General features: G+C 43.9%; 19 protein-coding genes. 18 read left to right on the top strand and 1 reads right to left on the bottom strand.

Going from position 1 to position 24,268, the window contains the following annotated elements:
* Nucleotides 1-45: 45 nt before the first annotated feature.
* The 12 genes from BLT91_RS15500 (at nucleotide 46) to BLT91_RS15445 (ending at nucleotide 15,329) form a co-directional block, all read left to right on the top strand.
* Complete coding sequence (locus tag BLT91_RS15500; RefSeq protein ID WP_090822428.1) at nucleotides 46-1,359, top strand: ABC transporter substrate-binding protein; 1,314 nt, start codon at nucleotides 46-48, stop codon at nucleotides 1,357-1,359.
* Between the two features lie 199 nt (nucleotides 1,360-1,558).
* Complete coding sequence (locus BLT91_RS15495; RefSeq protein WP_090822426.1) at nucleotides 1,559-3,163, top strand: AraC family transcriptional regulator; 1,605 nt, start codon at nucleotides 1,559-1,561, stop codon at nucleotides 3,161-3,163.
* 14 nt (nucleotides 3,164-3,177) lie between these two features.
* Nucleotides 3,178-4,965: a cache domain-containing sensor histidine kinase gene (locus BLT91_RS15490; RefSeq protein ID WP_090822424.1), complete on the top strand. Its 1,788-nt coding sequence runs from the start codon at nucleotides 3,178-3,180 to the stop codon at nucleotides 4,963-4,965.
* 17 nt (nucleotides 4,966-4,982) lie between these two features.
* The gene (locus BLT91_RS15485) at nucleotides 4,983-5,939 is read left to right on the top strand and encodes a hypothetical protein (protein ID WP_090822422.1); all 957 of its coding nucleotides are present in this window, start codon (nucleotides 4,983-4,985) and stop codon (nucleotides 5,937-5,939) included.
* A gap of 193 nt (nucleotides 5,940-6,132) precedes the next feature.
* The gene (locus tag BLT91_RS15480) at nucleotides 6,133-7,101 is read left to right on the top strand and encodes a lysylphosphatidylglycerol synthase transmembrane domain-containing protein (protein WP_090822420.1); all 969 of its coding nucleotides are present in this window, start codon (nucleotides 6,133-6,135) and stop codon (nucleotides 7,099-7,101) included.
* 1 nt (nucleotide 7,102) lies between these two features.
* Nucleotides 7,103-8,563 carry an alkaline phosphatase family protein gene (locus tag BLT91_RS15475; RefSeq protein WP_090822418.1) on the top strand — a complete coding sequence of 487 codons (1,461 nt, stop codon included), beginning with the start codon at nucleotides 7,103-7,105 and terminating at the stop codon, nucleotides 8,561-8,563.
* On the top strand, nucleotides 8,556-9,302 hold the full coding sequence (locus BLT91_RS15470; protein WP_090822416.1) for a glycosyltransferase family 2 protein: 747 nt from the start codon (nucleotides 8,556-8,558) through the stop codon (nucleotides 9,300-9,302). Before BLT91_RS15475 ends, BLT91_RS15470 begins: the two co-directional genes overlap by 8 nt.
* On the top strand, nucleotides 9,299-10,831 hold the full coding sequence (locus BLT91_RS15465) for a hypothetical protein (protein WP_090822415.1): 1,533 nt from the start codon (nucleotides 9,299-9,301) through the stop codon (nucleotides 10,829-10,831). The genes BLT91_RS15470 and BLT91_RS15465 overlap by 4 nt, the downstream gene beginning before the upstream one ends.
* A gap of 112 nt (nucleotides 10,832-10,943) precedes the next feature.
* A complete protein-coding gene (locus BLT91_RS15460; RefSeq protein ID WP_090822412.1) occupies nucleotides 10,944-11,975 on the top strand; it encodes a hypothetical protein in 1,032 nt (343 codons plus the stop codon).
* A gap of 40 nt (nucleotides 11,976-12,015) precedes the next feature.
* On the top strand, nucleotides 12,016-13,497 hold the full coding sequence (locus BLT91_RS15455) for a copper amine oxidase N-terminal domain-containing protein (RefSeq protein WP_090822410.1): 1,482 nt from the start codon (nucleotides 12,016-12,018) through the stop codon (nucleotides 13,495-13,497).
* Nucleotides 13,498-13,593: 96 nt separating this feature from the next.
* Nucleotides 13,594-14,517, top strand: a complete 924-nt coding sequence (locus BLT91_RS15450; protein WP_090822409.1) for an FTR1 family iron permease — start codon at nucleotides 13,594-13,596, stop codon at nucleotides 14,515-14,517.
* A gap of 41 nt (nucleotides 14,518-14,558) precedes the next feature.
* Nucleotides 14,559-15,329: a Rossmann-fold NAD(P)-binding domain-containing protein gene (locus tag BLT91_RS15445; protein ID WP_090822407.1), complete on the top strand. Its 771-nt coding sequence runs from the start codon at nucleotides 14,559-14,561 to the stop codon at nucleotides 15,327-15,329.
* 51 nt (nucleotides 15,330-15,380) lie between these two features.
* On the opposite strand, the gene BLT91_RS15440 is transcribed toward BLT91_RS15445, so the two are convergent.
* Nucleotides 15,381-16,439, bottom strand: coding sequence for a YncE family protein (locus BLT91_RS15440; RefSeq protein WP_175532316.1), 1,059 nt, complete (start codon nucleotides 16,437-16,439; stop codon nucleotides 15,381-15,383).
* 221 nt (nucleotides 16,440-16,660) lie between these two features.
* Here BLT91_RS15440 and BLT91_RS15435 point away from each other — a divergent pair, with 221 nt between their 5' ends.
* The 6 genes from BLT91_RS15435 to BLT91_RS15410 all read left to right on the top strand — a co-directional run bounded on the left by BLT91_RS15435 (nucleotide 16,661) and on the right by BLT91_RS15410 (nucleotide 24,151).
* Complete coding sequence (locus BLT91_RS15435; RefSeq protein WP_090822403.1) at nucleotides 16,661-17,614, top strand: carbohydrate ABC transporter permease; 954 nt, start codon at nucleotides 16,661-16,663, stop codon at nucleotides 17,612-17,614.
* Complete coding sequence (locus tag BLT91_RS15430) at nucleotides 17,614-18,459, top strand: carbohydrate ABC transporter permease (protein WP_090822401.1); 846 nt, start codon at nucleotides 17,614-17,616, stop codon at nucleotides 18,457-18,459. The genes BLT91_RS15435 and BLT91_RS15430 overlap by 1 nt, the downstream gene beginning before the upstream one ends.
* A gap of 241 nt (nucleotides 18,460-18,700) precedes the next feature.
* Nucleotides 18,701-20,308 carry a cache domain-containing sensor histidine kinase gene (locus tag BLT91_RS15425; protein ID WP_090822399.1) on the top strand — a complete coding sequence of 536 codons (1,608 nt, stop codon included), beginning with the start codon at nucleotides 18,701-18,703 and terminating at the stop codon, nucleotides 20,306-20,308.
* Entirely contained in the window at nucleotides 20,286-21,887 is a 1,602-nt protein-coding gene (locus tag BLT91_RS15420; RefSeq protein WP_090822397.1) for a response regulator transcription factor, read from the top strand. Before BLT91_RS15425 ends, BLT91_RS15420 begins: the two co-directional genes overlap by 23 nt.
* 99 nt (nucleotides 21,888-21,986) lie before the next feature.
* A complete protein-coding gene (locus BLT91_RS15415) occupies nucleotides 21,987-23,300 on the top strand; it encodes an ABC transporter substrate-binding protein (protein WP_090822396.1) in 1,314 nt (437 codons plus the stop codon).
* Nucleotides 23,301-23,323: 23 nt separating this feature from the next.
* Nucleotides 23,324-24,151 (top strand): sugar phosphate isomerase/epimerase family protein, encoded by an 828-nt coding sequence (locus tag BLT91_RS15410; RefSeq protein WP_090822394.1) that lies wholly within the window; start codon nucleotides 23,324-23,326, stop codon nucleotides 24,149-24,151.
* Nucleotides 24,152-24,268 lie beyond the last annotated feature (117 nt).

The following is a 24,268-nucleotide window of genomic DNA, read 5'->3' as shown; positions in this document are numbered from 1 at the left end:
TATTTGAAATATTGAATCTATTAAACAGAAAAGGGGATTTGAAACATGGCCAGAATGCGAAAAAAACTGACTCTAGCAATTTTAACGACAGTAATTGGCTTATCGTTGGCCGGATGCGGTGCAGCGGACTCGAGTCCGAAAGCTGCCGATAAAGGCGGCACAAGCGCCCCAAGCACCCCAAGCAATAAACCAGTCAAGCTACGAATAATGTGGTGGGGATCTCAACCGCGGCATGATGCGACACTGAAAATACTTGATTTGTATACAAAGAAAAATCCGAATATCACTTTCGAACCTGAGTATTCCGGATTTGACGGATACATTGACAAGCTGAGTACACAGGCTGCCGCAAAAAATGCGCCCGATATCATCCAGATGGATGCCGCCTGGCTTGCAGATTGGAATGCTAGAAACCAGCTGGCGGATATTAGCAGCATCAATGTAAAGGATGTCGATCCTAAACTTGTGGATGCAGGGAAATTCAACGGTAAGCAAACGGCCGTTCCGCTTGGCGGGAATGCGTGGGGGCTTATTTATGACAAAGCTTCTTTGGAAAAGCTAGGGTTACAGATGCCGAAGGAGGGCATTGCTTGGGACGCATTCTTTAAACTAGCCCGAGATGCAAAAGCCAAGCTGGACAAGGATCATTATGTAATGGCTGATTTCACAAGAAACCGGGATTTATATACGTCCTATCAATTAAGCAAAGGCAAAGGCTATCCAGTAACGCCTGACGGGAAATTTAATTTTGACAAGGATACATGGTTGGAATGGATCAAAATATTCAATGACTTCAGAAAAGAAGGCATTGTACCTCCGCCGGATGTAGCCGTTGCCGATGTCGAGTTGGATCCGAAGCTTGACCAGATGATAAATGGGAAAATTATTTTCAGAGCAGCTCATGCGGCACAAGCTTCTTCTTGGGAAAGCATGAAGCCAGGCAGCATCGGGGTAGCCGCCACGCCTAAAGATAAGCAGGCAGGCGGATGGTTGAAGGCCACTTTCTTCTTCAGCGTTGGTCAGGATTCCCAGTACAAAGAAGAAGCCAAGAAGTTTATCGATTGGTTTATCAACGATCCAGAAGCAGGAGAAATTTCCGGAACAACGCGAGGAATGCCAGTCTCCAATAAGACGCTTGCGCTGCTGCAGCCTAAATTTACTCCAGCAGATAAGCTGACGGTTGAGATGATTGAGAAGACGTCAAACGGAGCACAGCAGTTTAACCCTGGGGCGAAGGGCTGGAACAATTTCGAAACGAAGGATTACAAAGCAATTGCCGAATCGATTATGTTTTCTAAAATGACCCCTGAGCAAGGATTTGAAGAGTTGAAAAAGAAAGCCGCAGAGTATCAAAAATAACTTCATGTTCTATCATGTTCTCCCCCTTAATGTCGTTACATTAAGGGGGGATTATTCTATTACAGCACCCCTTAGTTTGACATTGGAATCCTTTTAAGGGGAATCCAATGTTATAATTAGGGGGTGCTTTCTTTAGTAGAAGCACAGCCAAAGCTTACGAAGCAAGTTTTCCTTCGGAAAGCTCTTAGGAGGTTATGAAATGTGGAAGATTGCAATCATTGATGATGATAGACAGGTACTCAAAGGGATGAAGCAAGTGATTCCTTGGGAAGAAATCGGTGCTGAATGGGTCGGAGAAAGCGTGAATGGTGCGCGCGGTTTGGAGCTGATTCGTGAAACAAAGCCGGATATCGTAATCACCGATATTTATATGCCTGTTATGAGCGGACTGAAAATGATAGAAATCTTACGAGAAGAGGGCTATATGGGAAGGATCCTCCTTCATAGCGGTTATTCGGACTTTGAAGTTGCCCGCCAAGCGTTAAGACTTAATGTGGAGGATTACTTATCGAAGCCGGTTTCCAGAAACACGATTCGGGAAGCGTTGATTCGCACAATGGATGCTATACAACATGAAAATAATATCAAGGTGGAGCAGGACAAGCTTCGCTATCAAATCAATTTATATGAACCATTCGTTCGTAAGGAGCGGTTAAAAACTGCAGTTACCGGAACAGCAAGCGATTTGAATGAAATGACCCTTTTTTTTCAAAGAGAACAAGAGCAAAGCCAAGTAGTATTGGGCATTGAAATTTTGAGAACGACAAGAATTTCCGATGTCCGCGCTTCTGACCGGTATTTATTTAGATTTGCTATCAATAACATTATTCAAGAAATTGTTTGTGAGGAAAAGGCAATCTTTGATTATGTTGAGTTACATGGCTATCATGCGGCATTGATTCTTTATTTTGAGAAACATGCGCTTTATTCCGAACTGATCGATCGAATTCGAACAATCGCAAATAAAATCATTGATTGTGTACAAAAATACATCCATATTACGATTCGGATAGGCATTGGAGGGCTTAAGAAAAATTGGTCCAACTTATCCGATTCTTTGGAAGAAGCTTTTCAATCTTTGTCCCCTGAGGGTTCCATTATTCTTTCAACCGGCGTATTTGAATATGCAAGTAACGATAACTCTCTTTCGAATCTAACACAAACGGCAACGAAGCCGATGAAATTTTATCATCTCTTAGTAGAAGACATTAAAAACACTCAGGGTAAAAATGCTGAGAAGATTATTCAAAACTATATTAGTACCTTAAAACAAAATGACAATTCGCTCCAATTCAAAGTACTAGGCGCACAATTTTGGGCGGTATTAAGCTATGCGCTGGGCGACGAAGAAATTCGCCTGGAGGACATTTTTCAGGGACATTCCATTGAACTTGAATTAAGTAGAATTTATAAGGTTGACCAATATGAAGAGTGGTTAAACGATAAAATTCGGCGAATTTGTTTTAACCAGCAATGGCATGAAAATTTCAAGCATAAGCTGGCTATTGATTTTATTAAACAATATATCCACGAAAATTATGCGCGGGAAATTACGATTGCAGAGCTTGCTGAGAATGTGTACATTTCTCGCAATTATTTGAGTCAAATATTTAAAAACGCGACCGGGGAAACCATTAATAACTATATCATTCGGGTGAAGATGGAAAAGGCAAAGGTGCTGCTTTTGGAGAGAAAGCTGAAAATTTACGAGGTCGCAAATCATGTGGGGTATAATAATATTCCATATTTCAGCACCACGTTTAAAAAGTATTTTGGAATCACTCCTGCTGAGTTTATCACATAAGGGCGGAATGGCGAATGAAAAACATGTTTAAAAGATACCGTATCGATTATTTGTTATATGGCGGTTTGGCCAGCTTTGTGGTCATTTTTCTAGCTATTGTCATAGGGCTGACCTATACGCTTTCGACGCAAGAAATGGCCCGAATGACGTCGTATTACCAGCAAGGCCAATTAAGCGAACTGTACAATAAAATTGAAATTCAAATGCGCTCGATTGAGCAAATTTCGCTGGCTGCCTCACGAAATACTACCCTGTCCGAGTATTCGGATATTTCGGAGGATGCCTATTCCAATTATCAAAAACGTGTGGAATTAGATACATTTTTGGCCAATATTACCTACGCAACGCCTATTATTCAATCCATCGAGTATTACATGAAAAATGCGGGTCATTCCCAATACCAAAGCCTCGTTGCTTTTATTGATGAAAAACAGGCTAAATCGCAAGACTGGTATGCGTTGGTGGATCATACAGACTTTACATGGATAGGTCAACATACGATTACATCGCTTCAAGGCGAAGTTTCAGTTATTAGCTTCGCACGAAAGATCTACTCCAATAGCGGTAACTACCAAGGATTATTAATGCTGCATGTGAAAGCTTCTTCTATTCAAAATTTGATGCGCGGTGAAACTCCGGATTCAAACCGTATGTTACTTGATTCTGGGGGCAGGGTCATTACATTAATTGGAGACTCTTCGCTTCAAAAAAAGGTTAAGGCATACATGCCGAAAATGGAGGGTGAATCCGGTTATTTAAAATCAGGACCTTCGATAGAAGGAGAACCGGATGCAGATGCAACGAAACACTTCATTGTATGGGCCAGGCATTTCTATGCAAATTGGACGCTTGTTGAGTTTACGCCATGGAATCAAATTACACGCGGAAGTGTTCGTATTGCAGAGATCTTATCTCTCGTCGGTATTTCGGCGATCGTTATCGCTTTATTTATTACTTTGTATGTATCGAGCCAGTTAATAAAACCGATCCGTCTGTTGGTTCGTGAGATGGGGGGATACTCGGCCAACGGCCGTACAATCAATTTGCCGAATGACTACTATAATGAGTTTGGCGTCCTATTCTCCGGGTATCGAAAATTAATAGATCGCATTCAAGCGCTTTATTTATCTTTAGAGAATCAATACAAGCAACAAAAGAATGCGGAAATTAAAGCGCTTCAAGCGATGATTAACCCTCATTTTTTATATAACACCTTAGATCAGTTAAATTGGATGGCGCTTTCAACAGGGCAGGATAAACTGAGTCACATTCTAGAGCTTATGGGGAGAATGTTTCGAATCGGTTTGTCCAACGGGGAGAGTCTAATTACGATTCGCGAAGAATTTATTCATGCGGAATGCTACTTGCAAATCCAACAATTGCGCTGGGAAGAAGGATTGATGGTTACGATCGATGTGCCTGAACATTTGAAGGGATGGTATATTCCAAAAATAACACTTCAACCCTTCATAGAAAATGCTATTATGCATGGTTTTAATGAAAGAACGACCGGCAGCATCAATATCAAAGCCCAAGTAGAAGGGGAGGACATTGTCATCAGCATCTCAGATGACGGTGTGGGACTTAAAAAAAACTGGGATACGATGAAAAAAGGAAATACGGGAGGGTATGGGATTCGTAACGTAAGAGAGAGATTTGAAGCATTTTTTGGAGATAGCTACCAGATAGACATTAAAAATAACGATAATGCCAGCGGAACAACGGTAGTCATTCGTTTTCCTAAGCTCAAGAGCAAGGAATTGGAAGACTGGGGAAGACGTTTAACACGCTCTCAAAATTAACATAGGAGTGGGTGTCTATGACTGAAAGTAAAGCAATACAAAGAATTTTAGACAAATTAAACAGAAATGACTTCATAGATTTATTAAGTGAACGAGTTTCATTATCAGATTTAAACACGTTATTACTCGAGTTGTTTAGAAAAAAAACAAGTGATACTTCATATGGAGATTTACTGAGAAACTATTCCGCGAACAGATTTGTGCAGCCTGCCGAACTTAACCCTATCGCGCTTAAGCAAATGGAAATTCATATTCTTAAAATTGCTCAATCATACTCCTACCAAGCGATGCAATTATCTCCTGTTGCGCCTTTAGGTTCTTGCTCGGTGGTGGCGACTTCAGACCAAAATAAAATTATATCCGCTCTAAGGGGAACAGAAGTCGTGGCAGATGCGACAAATGTATTGGCGCTGCATATTTGCGATTTATTAAAGAAAGGAACGTTAAAAAATAATGATGATTCATTAAGATTCAGTACCACACATAGGCATGTGAGGGCTCAAAAATTTAGTAATCCCGGATCACTCACACATTTTAACTTGTTCTGCATGGTTGCCTCAGGAAGGGATCGGGGCTCCTATTCTTTTGAAAAAGAAACACTTGCAGAACATATAAGCGTATATCAAAAAGTATTTAGCTCTTTATACAATACCAACATAAAAGTGAGATTAAAGCGGCTTGCCGGATATACAGATGCTAACGGATTCATGCAAAGGCTCAGTCTTTTCATCAAAGATGTTTCACCGGAAATCATCGTTATCGAAGATGAAAGTGAAGGAAATAACCAGTACTATAAAGGTTTGCAGTTTACTGTTATTGTGAATATAAACGGAAAAGAAATCAATATTGGTGACGGCGGTTTTGTTGATTGGTCCCAAAAATTGCTCGGCAATAAAAAAGAAAGAATGATGATAAGTGCGATTGGTTTGGACAGACTCCTGAATCTGCCAGTCAAAGGTCACGATCACAAGTGAATTTGTTACCGGAGTCGCTCGATTTTAATCGTGCGGCTCTTTTCTATTTGATTCCCATGAACACTATTCATTCACAATTGAACAAACCTTTATGTTGACGTGGACCCCCTAAAGCACCTATACTGAGCATGATTCTCATTCTCATATTCATCTGATTTGAGCTCACTTTGTATAGAAGAAGGTCACAACAGAAATGCCAACAAAGAGACAAGTTGTTCGTTTAATAGCGATCGCATTGGTCATTTGCTCCATTTATTTAACATGGCGGTGGTTTGATTCGAAGGAATGGCTTCGCGATGTAGGGATGCTTTTCCATCAACCGCAATGGTTGATCTTCATGTTTATCGTTTACCTGCTCTCCTTCGTACTGAAGGCGGGGGCCTGGCGGATCTATGCGGGACCTGAGGTACGATTCGGCATCTATTTTCATGCCATTAGCTATAGTTTGCTTGTTAACCATGTACTTCCTGTGAAAGTGGGAGATGCCGTTCGTGCCGGCTTATTTATGAAGTATGGAGGGAAATCGTGGGAGGAAGCTTTTCACTCCGTTGCGGTTATGCGACTGCTGGATATGCTTGTGCTTGCTGGAATTGGGGGAATCGGCATCGTACGGTTAGGTTTACCCTCTTCCTGGATATGGGTGACGGTGCTGGCTGGAGGAACGTTGATTCTCGCAACAGCTCATTACCTGCCAGTGATTCGCAAAATTCCGTTCGTCGCGAAGCACTCGGCCTATTTTCATCTTAAAATGCTCTCTGGCAAAGGGGGCGTCATTATAGGCTTGATTTCACTAAGTTGGGTCCTAGAAGCTGGTGTTATCTTTGCTGTTGTTCGTATGATTGGCTTACAGTTAGGGGCGATCTACCTCGTTTGGGCGAATAGTATGACGATTGCGGGACAAATCTTTCATATCACCCCTGGTGGGATCGGTACTTATGAGAGTGCGATGAGCGGTTCACTTGCCTTGCTGGGTGTTGATGGTAAGGATGCTTATAGGGCGGCGCTCGTATCGCATACGTTTAAATTTCTTTTTGCCTATTCGCTAGGGGGATGCTCACTTTTGAGTATGCCCTTACATTGGCGGGAGATGAAAACCTGGATTAACCGGGTTAAGGGTCAAATAAAACCATCATCGCATGGTAACGCACGGAAGGATGATTAAGTTGAAAAAAGCTTCATCGTTTGAAATTGTAGCAGCCCGCTGTTGGAACCTGCTGAATGAAGGGAAACCGTTTACCCCGCTTTTCGTTGTGGGTGTTTTTCTGCTCTACCATATTGGCTTATGGCCCGATCCTGGTTTTTGGGGTGCTGCCGGTTTGGGGTTGCTTGTGACCCTCCCTCTTTTTGTACTGTATTATTGCTTTGATTTTCCGCTTTTTTTGCGAAATTATTTATGGCTGCCGCTGATTGCTGCGCTGCTGATATGGGATCGTTCCGATTTCTCGCTGTATGTGCTGGCGCTAGGGTTATTTTACTTTTTTACGGTTTATTTCTGGGGCACTTTTTACTATCATCTGCGAATTGGTACGACATGGTGGAATTTCACACGGTTCTGGAAGCTCGTCCTGAAGAATAGTGACTCGACAAGCGGCAATGCGCAAGAGCAGATGCCTAAGTTTTTGCTGCTGCTATTCGTATGGAGCCATTTTTTCCGTCAGTTTGAGGGTGGTTTTTCCGTTGATGTGGGAACAGGTCTGCTTTTTGCAGGCGGTTTGCTGCTCTACAGCTTCATTCTCCACCGATATTTGTTCGATTGGAAGCCAGCCGAAATCCCTACTTACACACGCGACTCTAGCGATGTAAAAGCTGGCGGACAGGCGCTGAACAAGAAGGTCATTGTCATTGTTGTCGATGGGATGCGCAAAGAACGATTTGAAGAAGCTGACGCGCCATTTATGAAGAAACTGCGAGCGGAAGGCACCGAATATGCCCAAATGGAAACGGTGTATCCTGCACGTACCGTGGTATGCTTCTCCTCGATGTTCACAGGTACGTATCCGCGCGAGCACGGGATTCGCTCCAATATGGTGTGGAGGTTGGGGATTCGTGTTGAGAGTATATTCGATTCGCTGCGTAAGGTTGGGAAAAAAGGACGTATGCTTGGCATTGCGCACTTAATTGACTCCATGGGGCATGACGTTGAGAGTGTGACCGCTGTGATGCACAATGATGTCGCGGATCGCAATATTATTGAACGAGCCAAGAAGATCATGGCCGAACAGAACCCTGATTTACTCGTTGCACAATTGATTGGAGTTGACCAAACCGGTCACAGCCGAGGTGTCTTATATGACGACTACATACAAAAAATCGCTGAAGCGGATAAATTGATTGAAGAGTTCGTTGGCTGGCTCGAAGAGCGAGGCATGATGGAGAATACGACACTCATTATTTGTGCTGATCACGGACAGGCTGACGGTATTGGCGGCCATGGCCATTTGGACGAAGGTGAGCGCTATGTGCCTTTCTTCCTGCACGGTCCATCTATCCAAGCCGGCTATCGCATTGATGAAAAGCATTCGCTCGTATCCATGGCTCCGACCCTGGCCTATTTGCTGGGAGCACCATTCCCCAGCCACAGTCGCGGACCTGTTCTAACGGAGGCTATTAAGCGTCATGATTAAGAAGAAAATTATTGTTTTTATGCCTGCGCACAACGAAGAAGAGAATATCAGCGGGGTCATTGCCCGCGTGCCGAGAGACTTCCACCCCCATTATGAGGTGGAGGTGCTGGTTATCGACGACGGCTCCAAGGATCGTACGGTCATCGTAGCCAAAGAATCGGGAGCGGATCACATCGTGTCGCTCCCACACAATAAAGGGCTCGGCGCCGCCGTTCGTGAAGGGTTGAAGCAATGCTGCCTGCTCGGCGCCGACATCGGCATCATGATTGATGCGGACAATGAATATCCGCCGGAGCAAATTCCCGATGTCCTTGCGCCCATCATCGCCGGGCGTGCGGACTACACCTTCGGCTCACGCTTCAAAGGGCAGATTCAAGGCATGAAGCTGCATCGCCGCTTAGGCAACTATACGTTCACATTGCTGCAGGCGATCCTGCTGCGCAGATGGATTTATGACGGCCAATCCGGGATGCGCGGGTTCTCCCGAGATGCCATGGAGAATGCCGTTATCATCCACGACTATAACTACGCGCAGGTACTCACGTTAAACCTGGTTCGCCAGGGGTACCGTTTGGAGGAAATTCCGATCTCTTACCAAGTTCGGACGAAAGGACAATCGTTCATCAAGTTCAGACAGTATGTGACCTCCGTACTCCCGGCAATCTATAAAGAAATGAGACAGCCCGTCTCGAAACGCAAAGCGAGTCTAGAGATGAAACGAAATGAAGCGGGCGTATGAGGCGTAACGCTTTCAGCCTGTTTTTGATGCTGTTCGCAGCTGCCGTTATTGCGAGGGTAACATGCCTTAGTTTGCTTTACGCCAGTCCCTACGTACGGACGTGGGACGAGGTCGACTTCACGCTGGCTTTGAATCGTTATGATCTACTCGCCATGCAGCCTCATTTTCCGGGTTATCCGTATTTCATTCTAGGAGGATGGTTTATTAACCAGTGGATGAATAATCCCGTAAAAGCTTTGTCCGTCTTCAATACCTTAGCGGCTTTAAGCTCCGCTCTGCCGATGTTTTTACTAGCACATCGCCTGACAGGCAGCGGCATGAGGAGTCTTTTGCTGCCAGCGCTCGTATTAACAAGCCCCTACATTTGGCTCATGTCCTCGCGTCCCATGTCGGAGTGCGCGGGTATGGCCTTGCTGTGGTGGTTTCTTTGGAGTATCCGTTATGCGATGGAGCGCCAGGGTTCTCTACTTCGCCATGGGCTAGCGCTGTTGATGTTCGGGTTTCTAATGGGCACACGATTATCTTTTTTCCCGTTCGGGCTTGCGCTGCTGTCACTCTGGTATGCGATATGGCAGCAGGGAGCAGGAGGATGGAGGAGATGGCTGAGACTGGGGTACTCCGCTTTGGCTGCGCTGCTGTTTCAGCTGCTTTGGGTAGCGGGTCTGGTACTTTCAGAAGGAACACTAACTGGTTTCTGGAAGCTATCATTAGCCTTCGTAGAAGGCCACTTCTCCGAATGGGGCGGTGGAGTTATCTCTACCCCAATGCCGCTTGGAGAACGAATCTACCAGCTCATAGGACATAATTTATTAGGATCAGCCCTGCTGGGAGGCTCCATTCTCATTGGCTTATGGCTTGCATTGATTGTTGCAGCAGCGTTGGTAGGTCGGAGATTCATGGCTCTTAGCGGGTATGGGAATGCGAATCGGCGTTATATCTTCTGGCTTAGTGGCTGTGCCGTTTTGTACATTCTATGGGCTTTATTTGGTCAAAATATTGAGAAACCGCGCCATATTGTTCCGATAGTCGCGCCGATATTGCTTCTTATGTTTGTTTTTATCATTCGCACGGCAGAAGGGATGAAGGCATCAGCGTATCGGTCGTGTCTGCTGAGAATAGCACCGAAGATCATATATGCCCTGCTTATTGGCCTCATATCCGTACAAGTCGTCTATGGGGCTGAGCTGTTGAAAAGGCAGGCCGTGGAAGAGCCGGCAGTTTATCAGCTACATGACTATGTAAGCCGTTTGCAAGAACCTCGCCTGCTGTTTACGTGGGAAGAAACGAGGGTCCTGCACTACTTGCAGGCCGACTACGATCATGAGCGCATCTATACGTACGGGTACTTTCAAGCGTTGGCTGGGGCGAACCCCGATCGGCGAGTGCTGCTCACCGATCATGTTGTTGAAGGGTTTGTGCAGCAGGGAAAACCGATTCAGGAGCATGTGAAGCAGATCGCCGAATTTAAGTCGGACACTCTTTTTGATCCCGCTTATGCTCACATCATTTTATATGAGTGGGTGCGTTAAGTCGGGGTTTATCTTTTCAACAGTGTAAAATAATGGTTGACACAAATACAGATAATGATTATCATTATCAATGAATTGCATGGTTCCAAACATTCGTAACTGAGGTGAAGAGATGAAACGATGGCTACTAGCCGGTTTGACTTTTATTCTAGTGGCATTGATGATCCTGCCGTCCTCCGCACTGGCCTACTCGTATGGTGACGCCAATACAGAAGCAGTCGCAGAAACCTTTAAGCTGATTCAAACCAGTGTTGGCGATGGAGCGAACAATTGGGGCGCTGCGGAAAGTGCTTACAAGGAGATAAGAGCAGAACTCGTATCGCACTTCGGCGAGGGTATAGCTGTCACACTTGATGCTAATTTCCAGGCCAAAGATAGTAAAGCGGTCATTGCTAATTTCAAAGCTGTCCTCGTGATGAACTTAGATCGAAGGTTCACCTATGCATCTAAAGGTCTTGATGATTATGCGGAGTCTAAACTCTTGCTAGCCAAGGCTAAGGCGACCTTTGAAACACTGGAGCCTTATGTGGGGGCGGGTTCAAGTGAAATTAATAAAGCTTTCGAAGCCGCGCTTGAAGCGTTAGGGAATCCTGGATTGTTCGGAGTAGGAAAAAAGGATGTACAGCCAGAGGTATTCAAGGAAAAGGTCAACTTTATTTATAGTAAAGTGAAACCACTATTCCCTTATAAGGCTTATGTCAAGCCAGCTTCTACCATTGAGCCGACGCCTACCCCTACTCCTAAACCGCAGGAACCGCCTAAGGCGGAAGTTCCCAAAAGTGAGCCTACCGCTAAGCCGGAACAACCTGCTGAAGGGAAAGACGCCAAGCCAGCCGAGACGAAAGCACCCGATGCTGCTGCAGCGGTGGAGACGAAATCCCCTGAGCCATCTCCAACGGCAAGCGCTAGTCCAGGACCAACCGCTGATGCAGCTAAGCCTACAGCGTCTGTAGACGCGCCTGCTAAAGCAGCAACTAGCTCAGAAGTGAAACAAGCTGAACCGGCGAAAGAAGCGTCATCAGTACATGCACCGATGCAGCGCACAGATAAAACGAATCCTATCGTCAGCGTAGCCGTTATCGGAGGAGTCATTGTCCTACTAGGCGGATCCATATGGTTCGCCCGCAAAAGAAAGTGGATTTAATCGTATATTAAACTAATACATACTTAAAGGAGAAATTACTATGCGTAAATTTTTAGCTGTTGCATTAAGCGTTTCATTGGCCTTATCTAGCGTTGTTACTGTTAGCTCTGTGGCTTTTGCAGAAAGTAAATTTCAAATCACAGAAGATCAAACAATCGCTGCCAGAATCCAATCTTACACGGATATTAAAGCTCTTTTTACAGATAAAACAGTTCTTACCGATGTAAAGAAATTATATGTAGATAAATTCCAAACCGATGTTAAGCGTCTTGATGTGAACATCAAAGCAGACGATCCTAAGATCGATACGAACATCATGCTTGTGTTGGACGGTGCCATTAAAGGCGATTTGAATGTCGGCCAAGCGGATGAAGCGATTGACAAAGGCTTACAATGGTATTTCTTCTTCGCACTTCGTGATCTGATGAGCAACCAAGTACGTCCTGCTTTGACCAAAGGTGATGTTGCCGGAGCAAAAGCTGCTTTTGACAAAGTTGTTCAAATCTATGAAGGTACGCTGCAACCTAACGTTGTTAAACGCGATGCCAAATATAACTTGAACATGGTTTCATTATTAAAAACAACCATCGAACTCATTCAAAAAGATATTAAGGATAATAATCTGAATGACTTTAACTTCCACCGTCAAATTCTTGACAAAACGTTAATCAAAAATTACGCGCTTGCGGCGTATACATATGCTGAAAAAGTGGGATTAGCAGCACCAGCTGATCAACCGAAAGCAATTACAGAAGGTTACTTCCTGTACATGCCTGTTTATACGTACCTGAGAGGCGGAAGTATCGCTGACGGTAATTTCGTTAAAGATGCTTTTGGATCAGGCGATGCAAGCAAAATTAAAAAAGATGAAATTGGTAACGCGCTCCAACGTACTATGATCGGTAAAGTATCCGAATACATTAACCAAGTTTTCATCAAGCTTGAAGCTGGAGACCTGCAAGGCGCTCGCGGTTATGTGGCCGAAGGTACGATGTTCCTAGCTAGCCAAGAAGTTTTCTTAGGTAAAGAGAAATATGCGGCTGCAAGTGTAGCGGCAACGAAATTCACAGAAGCCGTTAATAATTCCGATCTTGCTGCTACCAAAGAGTACGGTTTCCAAATTTTTAAGTTCCTCGTTGACAAAGATGGTTCCAGCTTGAAAATTGGCGACAAAGCGTATCAAGTAAACGGTGCTGCTTTCACAGCGGAGAATGCTCCTTTCATCAACGCAGAAAGCAGTCGCACATTGGTGCCGGTTCGTGTTATTGCACAAGCGATTAATGCTCAAGTCGAATGGGTAGACGCAACGAAAACAGTTGTCATCACAAAAGAGGGTAAGAAAACGGAAATTACATTAGGATCCGATCAAGTGGTAGAGAATGGTAAAGTGAATGAGAAAGTCAAACTGGATCAACCGGTCATTATCGAAAACGGCAGCTCCTTCATTCCATTGCGTGCTGTAGCAGAGTTGTTCGGCAAACGCGTATTTTTCCAAAATGGTGAAATCATCATTCTTCGTTAATCATTTTTCGTTCATAGCGAAGACACTTGCGTCTGAATGGCGCAAGTGTCTTTCAACGTTGATGCAGGAGCAAAGGAAGAGGACAGGGGGCAGATCATGGATTTACAGGCATTTCTCATTACGTTTCGTGAAGCGCTTGAGGCTATTCTCATCGTTGGTGTTATTGTTACGTACTTAACTCGTATAGATGCCGTTCACTGGCATAAATGGGTGTGGGTTGGTGTGATTTTGGCTTTAATCGTTAGTTACGGCCTGGCCCTAGCCTTCCAAGTCTTGTTGACCGGATTTGCCAGCATGGGCAGTCAGAATTACTTGAAAATCGGGATTATGCTCGTCTCATCCGGCCTGTTGACGCATATGCTCATGTTCATGGGCAAACAAAACAGCGAGCTTCAGGGGAAGGTTCAGAGTAAGGTTGCACATATTCTGACCATTGGCGGCGCCATTAATATGGTTGTCCACTCTTTCTTAGTCGTTGTGCGCGAAGGGGTGGAGACGGTCTTCTTCTTCGCCGCAATTACGGGAGGAAACATACAGAAAGCACTCGAAAGCTGGGGAGCACTAGGTGGACTTGTTCTGGCCATAGTGATCGGTCTTCTTTTTTTCAAAGGAACGAAGAAAATTCGGCTGGGCACGTTCTTCCGCATCACGAGTGTGTTTCTGATGATGATTTCGGCAGGTCTGTTTGTGCAAGCAATTGGCATTATGCAGGATTTGGGGATTATCGGCAGTTTGTATCGGACAGCAGGTCACCAAATTGGTGAAATTTACAATATTACGGCTATCATGCCGGAACACCCCATTGACGGTGTGCAATATCTCCGTGATACGGGCAATGCGCCGCTCATTAATGGGCAGGTCGGCATTTTCTTCAAAGCATTCCTCGGCTATACGCAGAATCCATCACTGGAGGAATTCGTCGGTTATTGGGGATACTACTTCTTGGTATTCATCCTGCTTTCCGTTCAGAGGAAGCGCCATGAACAAGAGCAGGATCAGGAAGAGAAAGTGGCTGCGTAACAGCCGCAGCACGGATTTCGAACAACAAGGAGCGAAGACTAATGATGAAAATAGGTATTGTTGGCTACGGACATGTTGGCAAGGCCATACATGCCTTATTTCCGAACGCTGCGGTGTATGACGCACCTATGCAGATAGGCAGCCAAGTTGAGGTAAACGTATGTGACGTGGTTTTCATCTGTGTTCCTACCCCCTCGCTCCCAGGCGGTAAATGCGATACGTCAATCGTAGAAGAAGTTATTTCGTGGCTGACGGCCAAAGTTATCGTGATTCGCTCGACGGTTCCTGTTGGGTTCACTGACGCTATGAAGGAACGAACGGGGAAAAGAATCGTTTTCCAGCCCGAATATTATGGGGAAACCGTTGATCACCCCTTTTCGGATTTACGTCATCGAACGTGGCTCACCTTTGGAGGGCTATCTGCAGATGTCAGCCCTGTGATCCGCGCTTATCAGCAGGTGTATAACGCTGAAGTGAGAATCCGGCAGACAGATGCCCGAACAGCAGAGATGGCGAAATACATGGAAAATTGCTTTCTGGCGCTTAAAGTGTCCTTTTGCAATGAATTTTATGATATTGCTGGAGCTCATGGGATTGATTACAATGAGCTGCGGGAAGTTTGGCTGGAAGACCCTAGAATCGGTCGCAGTCATACCTTCGTGTATGAGGAAAATCGCGGGTATGGGGGGAAATGCTTGCCGAAGGATGTCCATGCGCTCATTAGTATGGCGGATGATAAGGAAGTTAATGCCGATTTAATGAAATCTGTTCAACGTAAAAATAATGGCCTTCGAGCTTCCATCGAGGGATAGCATAGTGAAAGCCTCCATGGTCACGGATCGTTCGTGGATTTGGAGGCTTTTTCAAAAGTGGTCTTGAACAACCGTAATAGTCCCCATATTCCCCACATAAATTCGGTTCGTTCGTGTGTTCAGGGCCATATTTCCTGCGGATTTTCCCGTACGAAGCGTGATCAAGCGCGTATTTGTTCTTCCGCTGAACACAAACAAGTTTCTTCCATCAGAATCCCCGACAAAATAGTGGTTCGTGAGCGGATTGACGAGGATCGAGGAGAAAGTCGGGATCTGTAGGGTCTTCACGATTGTATTCGTTTGTCCGTTCAGGATGAAGAGCTTGCCGCTCCCTGCTTGCTGAGCACTAGTGATATAAATGCGATTCGTCAGAGGGTTCACAGCGACCTCGCTTTGTCTGCTTCCTAGCTGGAGGGGGATGCTTTTCCCGAGGGTACGGCCTAATATCAAAGAGGCGAAGCGGCTCAGGTTGTTGGCCACGAAGATGCGGTTGGTCACGCTATTAATGGCTGGCTTAATAATGGGATTTCGCCCTACCTTGATCGTCGACAGTATTTTAAGCGTCTTCCCATCAATGACATGAACTGAATTCGTGCTTACATTCGTAACATAAACTCGGTTCATCCGCTCATTAATGGATACAAACGCCGGCGAACCGCCAACCCTTAACGTTTGGATAATGCGGTTGGAACTGCCGTCGATGACACTAATCGTCCCGCTTAAGTTGGCGACATAGACACGGTTGCTTCCTTGGTGAATATTGATGCCAAAAGGGCGCTGTCCGACGGGTACGGCCGTCAGCATGCTGTTTGTTTTTCCACTAATCACGGAAACGGTTGCTTCCCGGAAGTTCGTGGTATAAATACGATTGATCCGGGGATTCACCGCGAGAAAAGTAGTGCCATCACCCACCTTCACATTTCGGATGACCCGATTGGTATTCCCATCAAGGACGCCTACTTGATTTTCACTATGAACAAAATAAACGCGGCCTGTCACGGAATTGGTTTGGATATCACCTACATCCCCAGCCGCCTTAACGATAGCAATGACTTTAGGCAGCGTTTGTGACACTTGGGCAAAGACGAGGGAATCTCGTTCTCGATCCATGGAAGTTCCCCTTTCGATGAACATATTAGTACTAATATATGAGCAATCGTCAGAGGGGGGAACCTTTCCCTCCCTGTCATTCATACATCTCTCCAAGGTAACTTCAAATGCACCCCAAAGTGTTCAATTGTGAAAAAGATGCGTTCAATCCTCTCATTTTATAGTAGAGTGCACTCTTTTATAATAAAGGTGCAAGTAATATTGAATGTGAGGTAATCATGATGAAAACAACATCGAGTTCACTTACAGAAAAATCCTATGTTTCACGACGTGTCCCATTCTTCAAAGGACGATGGGAATCACCTCTTGCAGGTTATTTGTTTGTATCCCCGTGGCTCTTAGGTTTTTTACTTTTAACTATGTGGCCAATGATTCAGTCATTTCATTACTCTTTTACCAAGTATACTTTGCTTGATGATCCGGAGTGGATTGGTTTAAGAAACTATGTGCGTATTTTCTCGGATGACGATGTATTCCGCCAATCTCTCAAGGTAACGATTCTCTTCGTTATTCTTTCTGTGCCGCTAAAACTGGTTAGCGCATTAATGGTAGCTATGCTGCTCAATAAGAAAATAAAAGGAATTTCGTTTTATAGGACTTTTATTTATTTGCCTTCTTTAATCGGAAGCAGTATTGCCGTAGCGATTTTGTGGAAAAATATTTTCGGTTCCGACGGTTTTATTAATAAAGTTTTGGGCATCTTTGGTATCGAGGGAATCAGTTGGATCAGCAATCCTAGTACTGCGCTCGGAACGTTAGTTTTGCTTGTTGCTTGGCAGTTTGGCTCATCAATGGTTATTTTCCTTGCCGGTTTGAAGCAAATTTCGCCTGAATTATATGAAGCTTCTTCTGTGGACGGCGCCTCGAAAATTAGACAGTTTTTCAGTATTACTTTACCTATGCTTTCTCCGGTAATTCTTTTTAACCTTGTGCTGCAGGTGATCGGTTCCTTTCAAATGTTTACGCAAGCCTTTATCATAACAAAAGGCGGTCCGGTTAATTCCACTTATATGTATGCTTTATATTTGTACGAGCGCGCATTTTCCCGATATGAGATGGGCTATGCTTCAGCGTTGGCCTGGATTCTGCTTGTGATTATCGGGTTGGTTACGGCATTAATCTTTGCCTCATCCAAGTACTGGGTATTCTACGAAGCTGAAGGGAGCAAAAAATAATGAATGCATCATTACGTCAATCACTTCGTTCTCATCTATTTTTATCCTTGTTCAGTCTTGTCATGATATATCCCATACTATGGTGGGTAGGGGCAGCGTTTAAATCCAACGCGGAAATGAGCTCGCCGGCTCTTTTTCCGAAACAGTGGTTATGGAGTAACTTTACTGAAGGGTGGGTTGCGCTTCCCAAATATTCATTCACCCACTTTTATATCAATTCGTTCGAGCTTATTCTTGGCGTATTAATCACTTCGGTGCTGTCCTGCAGTTTGGTCGCTTTTGGCTTCGCCCGACTGGATTTCCCGTTTAAGAAATTTTGGTTTTCCATTCTCATGATTACATTAATGCTTCCTAGCCAAGTTACACTTGTTCCGCAGTATATTATGTTTAATGCTTTTGGATGGGTGAATTCCTACCTGCCCTTCTATGTTCCGCATGCTTTGGCGGGGGGAATTGGCGGTCCGTTTTTTATCTTTCTGCTTGTTCAGTTTATTCGGGGAATTCCGAAGGAACTTGATGAATCGGCTAAAATAGACGGCTGCAGCTGGTTCGGCATTTATTGGAGGATCATTTTGCCACTGACCAAGCCGGCGTTAGTATCGGTCGCGATCTACTGTTTCTTATGGAATTGGGATGATTTCTTTGGACACTTGCTGTATATCAATTCCGTAGATAAATATACCGTTGGGCTTGCATTGAAATTGTTCGTTGACAGCACGTCAAAGCTGCCTTGGGGAGAATTGCTTGCCATGTCCTTGATATCTATTATTCCTTCTATGGTCATCTTTTTTATGGCTCAGCGCCATTTTGTGGATGGCATCTCATCGGGTGCGGTGAAAGGATAAATTATGATAAAATATAACTAGAATAATATAAACAAAGGAAAAGCTGCATACAGAAGCAGCTTTTTTCTATTAGAAAGAGGCGGTCCTAATTAACCTTTTTAAGCGATTAAGAATCGATCGGCTATTTTTTTGGAGTTTTGCCTCCTTCATTACCGTATTACTGCTTATTTTCACATGGGTCAGCTACAGCTTATCTTCTAGAGAACTTGCGGACATCACGTCATATTATCAGCAGGATGTATTGAATGAACTTAATAAGCAAATTGATATCCAATTGAAATCCATCGAGCAAATGTCGCTTACAGCGGCCATTAATGTGGACAGGATTGGCTTTGATCCTATGGAAAAAGACTCATTTGAACGTCTTCGCCGTAAAACCAATTTGGAAAAAATGCTATCCAGCTTTAGTTACAGTACGACGATGGTGCAGTCCGTTTATTTATATATGGATAATCCCATTTCGGCATCGTCGCAAGGTCCGGTTCAATTTATCGATATACAGCGGGCGAAGGTAGAGGGCTGGTATTCGGATATTCAAAATAATGATTTTGCATGGATTGGAGCGCATCAGATCCAAACGAATAAAGGCGCGATGAGTGTGAATAGCTTTGCAAGAAAATTATATAGCAATTCAGGAAAGTATTACGGACTGCTTTTGTTGAATGTGAAGGGAACCGAAATTGAGAATCTGATGCGCGGTGAAACAGAAGGCAGGAACAGGATACTCCTTGATGCGAGAGGCAAAACGGTTGCTTCCATTGGAGATCCGGCGTTAATTGAGTTCGCGAAGGGCAGAATCAAAAAAGACGAAAATAAAAAATTGGAAAGCGTTCCTGTGCCCTCAACCGGTGGCAAGGAAGCTATGCTGGTCTGGAGCAAACCCCATTCCGATTGGATGTTGGTTGAAGTAACTCCGTGGAAAAACATCGTTCACGGCAGTGTGCGATTGGCGCTAATTTTAGTATCTGTAGGTTTATCAGCTATTTTTATTGCGTCTATATTTACGCTGTTTTTGTCGAGACAATTCACAAAACCGATCAGGTTGTTGTTAACGAATATGGGCAGGATTCCTTCAAAAGGAGCAATTATCGATTTGCCAACGGATTACAAGAACGAGTTCGGCAATTTGTTTAATGGCTACCGCAAGCAAATGGAAAGAATTGAAGAACTGCTGCTTACTTTGAAAGATAAGCATAAGCGGCAGCGGGAAGCTGAAATTCAAGCGCTGCAGGCAATGATCAACCCACATTTTCTCTACAACACGTTGGATCAAATCAACTGGCTGGCCATTGAGTCAGGACAGGAGAAGATCAGTAAAATTCTTTCGCTCGTGGGCAAAATGTTTCGTATCGGTCTTTCAAACGGGGAAACGATCATATCGATTCCGGATGAAATGACTCATGTAGAAAGTTATTTGCAAATTCAACAAATACGTTGGGGAGATCGATTGTCATTTTCCATTTCAATGGATGAGAAATTAAAGGATCTTTACATTCCCAGACTAACCATACAGCCTTTTGTAGAAAACGCTATAATACATGGTTTTCATGGCAAAAAATCAGGGAAAATAACAATTGCAGCGATGATCCGAGACCAGGAAGTCGAATTTCAAATTTATGATAATGGCGTGGGGCTCAAGCAGAATTGGAATGAAAAAAAGGAGAGGAAAACAGGCGGTTATGGGATACGTAACGTAACGGAGCGAATAGAGGCTTTTTTTGGGGCTCCTTATGGGTTGGAACTGTGTAACGCGGAAGGTGGGGGGACTCTAGTTATCCTAAGATTACCGATAATAGAAAATAAATACGAGGCGGAGGAGAAGTTCCATGTGGAAAGTTCTCATTATTGATGACGATTTTCAAGTGCTTGAAGGTATGAAAAAGTCCATTGATTGGGCAGGACTCGATGCGGAGTGGGCGGGGGAGGCAATGGATGGGCAGGAAGGTTTGGAAAAGATACGAGAAATCCAACCAGATATTGTCATCACCGATATTTATATGCCTGTCATGAATGGTCTTGAAATGATTGAACAGCTGAGAGAAGAAAACTTTCCCGGCGAGATCATCATATTAAGCGGCTATTCCGATTTTCATTACGCGCGTCAAGCTTTACGGCTTCAAGTAAGTGATTACCTCAGTAAACCGTTGACCATGGAAGAGCTTAGAATTGTCTTGGAACGAACCATTAAAGAACTGGAAGCCAAAGAATTGAAAAAGCTTGAGCAAGAAGAAGTAAAGATCAGACTTATGAAGTACGAGCCTTTTGTCCAGAAGGAATGGATGAAGGCTGTCGTTACAGGCACTATCGATCAAACTTTGTTGAATGAAAACATTCCGCTATCCGAATATAATACCTGGACGCAAAAAGGCCACCTCGTTATGGGGATCGAGTTAGTACGTACAGATCGAATCTCCAATCTTTCACTGATGGATTGGAACTTATTTCGGTTTGCACTCGCAAACATTACCCTCGAAATTTTAGCCAAGGATTGGCCAGAATCAGAATTTATCGAACTGCACAGCCACCATGCGGCTATCATCTTCCATATAGAGATGCTTACCTCGAAGGAAGAAGCTCTGAACAGGGTGCGATTGATCGGAGAACGCATTACGGAATGTGTCTTCACCTATCTCCATTTAGTATTACGGATTGGTGTGGGTGACGTGAAAGACTTGCGGGAACTTTCGGATTCGACCGAAGAAGCTTTTCTTGATTTATTGCAGCAGACGATTGTTCCGGAGCAGACAGAGAAGCTCCTAGTTTCGGCAGAGAAAGAAATTACGATTCGTCCGATCAAATTTTACCAAGAACTGGCGGAAGCCATTGTCTACTCCAAAGAAGAGACCATCCATCAAATTATTGACGAATATATACTTCAGCTGCAGCAGTTGCCGACGATACTACCTGCATACCTACAGTATTTATGTACGGAGCTTTGGGCAATATTTGCCTATACGTTATATAATGTCGGCACTGTTTTGGAAGAGCTGTTTCCAGATCGTATATTAAGTCAGGAGATCGAAAAAATCCATACGCCGGAAGATCTGCAGCATTGGTTGAAGGATAAGACGCATGTCATTATCTCCAGCCGCGGATGGAGTGAAAATTCAAGACATAAAGAAGCAATCGATTTTATGATTGATTATGTGCATAATCATTACGCGGAAGAGATAACTTTGGAAAGTTTGTCCAAGCTTCTTTATTTATCCCGCAACTATTTAAATCAGATCTTTAAGAAAGCGACTGGAGAAACGTTTACAAATTACTTGATCCGAATACGGATGGAAAAGGCCAAAGCTCTCTTAATCGAAGGCAAATTTATGATTTATGAGATTGCGGAGAAGGTAGGATACAAGAATGTGCCTTATTTCAGCTCTATTTTCAAAAAATACAACGGCATTAGTCCAAGTGAAATAGGAAAGAAATAGATTTTGATCAATAATGAAAGAAATGTGTTCATTACTCTTATTTTTCTTGATTCCCACAATTCATATAATAAGATCATACAACTAGGGAGGGGAATAAAAGTGAAAAAGGAGATACAGATAAAAAAATGGTGTTTGCTTTTGATGACTGCGGTTTTAGCAACGAGTCTGACAGCCTGCGGTTCAGGTAATAAATCAGGCGGAACAAGCACTTCGGATACAGCTGCTAACTCTGCAAGTAATAAACCGATAAAGCTGCGTATCATGTGGTGGGGTTCGCAAGCCAGGCATGACGCTACATTAAAAGCGTTAAATGCATATACCCAAAAACATCCGAATATTACCTTTGAACCTGAATTTTCCGGCATTGACGGATATGCTGATAAATTAGCCACCCAAGCGTCGGCTAAAAATGCGCCCGATATTATCCAAATGGACGCCAAATGGTTAGCGGAATATGCAGGTAGAAATCAACTGGCAGATCTGTCCAAAGGCATTCGAACCGAAGATATCGATAAATCTCTAGTAGATTCAGGAAAGTATAAAGATAAACTGTACGCAATCCCTCTCGGAAATAACGCTAACGGCATGATTTATAACAAAAATACGGTAGATAAGCTAGGGGTCACGCCTCCGAACAATAATTGGACATGGGATCAGTACTTCCAGTTTGGGAAGGATGCTAAAGCTAAGCTTGATAAAGGCAAATATGCGTTGATGGATGCAACTGCAGATTATGACACCTATACTTCGTATCAAGTTAGCCAAGGTAAAGGCTATCCGGTTACTGCCGATGGAAAATTCAATATCGATAAAGAAACTTGGTTAGGTTTTATTAAAAAGTATGCAGAATTGAGAAAAGACGGCATCGTTCCTACTCCTGAAATAACAACGACTGATATCGAATATGATGCAAAAATGGATTTAATGAACAACGAAACGGTGCTGGTAAGACGGACATTAGCTGCAATATTCCCCGGCTATGAGAGTTTGAAACCCGGTGCTTACATGTTAGTGAAAACGCCTAAAGGCACACAAGCCGGCGGATGGTTAAAGCCTTCTATGTTTTGGTCGGTAAGTGCGGATTCTAAATATGCTGAAGAATCCAAGAAATTCATCGATTGGTTTGTAAATGAAAACGAAGCGTCGGATATTCTGACGACTACAAGGGGTATTCCAGTCTCTAATAAGATTCTTGCCTATATGGCACCTAAATTTACTGCCGCAGATAAACAGCAAGGCGAACTGATTAAGAGTGTAGCGCCTGATGCTCAACCTTTCAATCCGGGAGCCAAAGGATGGAGCAATTATACATCCAAAGACTACAAGGACGTCGGTGAAAAGGTATTATTCGGGAAATTAACCCCAGAAGCGGGTTACGACGAGCTTGTGAAAAAAGCAAAAGACTATCAATAAAGGATAGGAAAGGAGTGGAGTAAATGATTACATTAACGGGCTTTGCTGACGAAATTTCGCCCGATTTAGAAGTTCAATTGGATGTATTGGCTTCCGAGGGCATCTCTCATATCGAATTTAGAGGGGTATGGGACAAGAATGTGTTAAAACTGACGGACGACGAACTCGCTCGAGTTAAAGAGCGTCTTGATGCCCGCGGCTTCAAAGTATCTTCAATTGGATCCCCGATCGGGAAAATAAAAATTACGGATTCCTTTGAGCCACATATGGAAGATTTCAAGAGAGCCATCTATGTAGCCAAATATTTTAGCGCCCCGTTTATACGCATCTTCTCTTTTTTTATACCAGAGGGAGATGATCCCACTGTATACCGTGAAGAAGTCTTGAGCCGCATGAAGCAGCTAACGAGATTGGCGGAACAAGAAGGCGTTCAATTATTGCATGAAAATGAGAAAGATATATATGGAGATACCGGTGAGCGCTGTCAGGAAATCTTCCTTGCATGCGATTCATCGAATCTGCGTGGAGCATTTGATCCGGCTAACTACGTTCAATGTGGAGTAAGCCCCATGACGGAGGCTTATCCATTGGTTGCGCCTTATATTGCTTACTATCACATTAAGGATGCGCTGACTGAAAGCAGAAAGGTTGTTCCTGCCGGCGAGGGCGACGGGCAATTACAGCAGCTTGTTCAGGTATTGAGAGAACAAAATTTTAACGGCTTCCTATCTCTGGAGCCGCATTTATCAGCGGCAGGCCCCTTTCAAGGCTTCAGCGGACCCGAATTATTTGTTGTAGCTGTGAAAGCATTGAAGAAGCTTTTAGTGGAAGCTCATTTAGAATGGAATTAAAGATTGTATTTTCCGAAATAGTCACAGCGGCTCGCGCGAAATGAAGAAATGCGAAAAGCTGTGACTTTTCGCAAAATAAAAATGAAATCGCTTTCAGTAAGCGAGGGAGGAAAATCA

Source organism: Paenibacillus sp. yr247, from assembly GCF_900103825.1.
In the GTDB taxonomy this organism is placed as follows: domain Bacteria; phylum Bacillota; class Bacilli; order Paenibacillales; family NBRC-103111; genus Paenibacillus_E.
Note: the sequence above shows the minus strand (reverse complement) of the source record. Positions and strands in the feature narration are given on the sequence as shown.

What these genes read in the sequence shown, in the direction of transcription:
- BLT91_RS15500 (WP_090822428.1), top strand. Translation starts at nt 46, where the DNA reads ATGGCCAGAATGCGAAAAAAACTGACTCTAGCAATTTTAACGACAGTA.
- BLT91_RS15495 (WP_090822426.1), top strand. Translation starts at nt 1,559, where the DNA reads ATGTGGAAGATTGCAATCATTGATGATGATAGACAGGTACTCAAAGGG.
- BLT91_RS15490 (WP_090822424.1), top strand. Translation starts at nt 3,178, where the DNA reads ATGAAAAACATGTTTAAAAGATACCGTATCGATTATTTGTTATATGGC.
- BLT91_RS15485 (WP_090822422.1), top strand. Translation starts at nt 4,983, where the DNA reads ATGACTGAAAGTAAAGCAATACAAAGAATTTTAGACAAATTAAACAGA.
- BLT91_RS15480 (WP_090822420.1), top strand. Translation starts at nt 6,133, where the DNA reads ATGCCAACAAAGAGACAAGTTGTTCGTTTAATAGCGATCGCATTGGTC.
- BLT91_RS15470 (WP_090822416.1), top strand. Translation starts at nt 8,556, where the DNA reads ATGATTAAGAAGAAAATTATTGTTTTTATGCCTGCGCACAACGAAGAA.
- BLT91_RS15465 (WP_090822415.1), top strand. Translation starts at nt 9,299, where the DNA reads ATGAGGCGTAACGCTTTCAGCCTGTTTTTGATGCTGTTCGCAGCTGCC.
- BLT91_RS15460 (WP_090822412.1), top strand. Translation starts at nt 10,944, where the DNA reads ATGAAACGATGGCTACTAGCCGGTTTGACTTTTATTCTAGTGGCATTG.
- BLT91_RS15455 (WP_090822410.1), top strand. Translation starts at nt 12,016, where the DNA reads ATGCGTAAATTTTTAGCTGTTGCATTAAGCGTTTCATTGGCCTTATCT.
- BLT91_RS15450 (WP_090822409.1), top strand. Translation starts at nt 13,594, where the DNA reads ATGGATTTACAGGCATTTCTCATTACGTTTCGTGAAGCGCTTGAGGCT.
- BLT91_RS15445 (WP_090822407.1), top strand. Translation starts at nt 14,559, where the DNA reads ATGATGAAAATAGGTATTGTTGGCTACGGACATGTTGGCAAGGCCATA.
- BLT91_RS15440 (WP_175532316.1), bottom strand. Translation starts at nt 16,439, where the DNA reads ATGGATCGAGAACGAGATTCCCTCGTCTTTGCCCAAGTGTCACAAACG.
- BLT91_RS15435 (WP_090822403.1), top strand. Translation starts at nt 16,661, where the DNA reads ATGAAAACAACATCGAGTTCACTTACAGAAAAATCCTATGTTTCACGA.
- BLT91_RS15430 (WP_090822401.1), top strand. Translation starts at nt 17,614, where the DNA reads ATGAATGCATCATTACGTCAATCACTTCGTTCTCATCTATTTTTATCC.
- BLT91_RS15420 (WP_090822397.1), top strand. Translation starts at nt 20,286, where the DNA reads ATGTGGAAAGTTCTCATTATTGATGACGATTTTCAAGTGCTTGAAGGT.
- BLT91_RS15410 (WP_090822394.1), top strand. Translation starts at nt 23,324, where the DNA reads ATGATTACATTAACGGGCTTTGCTGACGAAATTTCGCCCGATTTAGAA.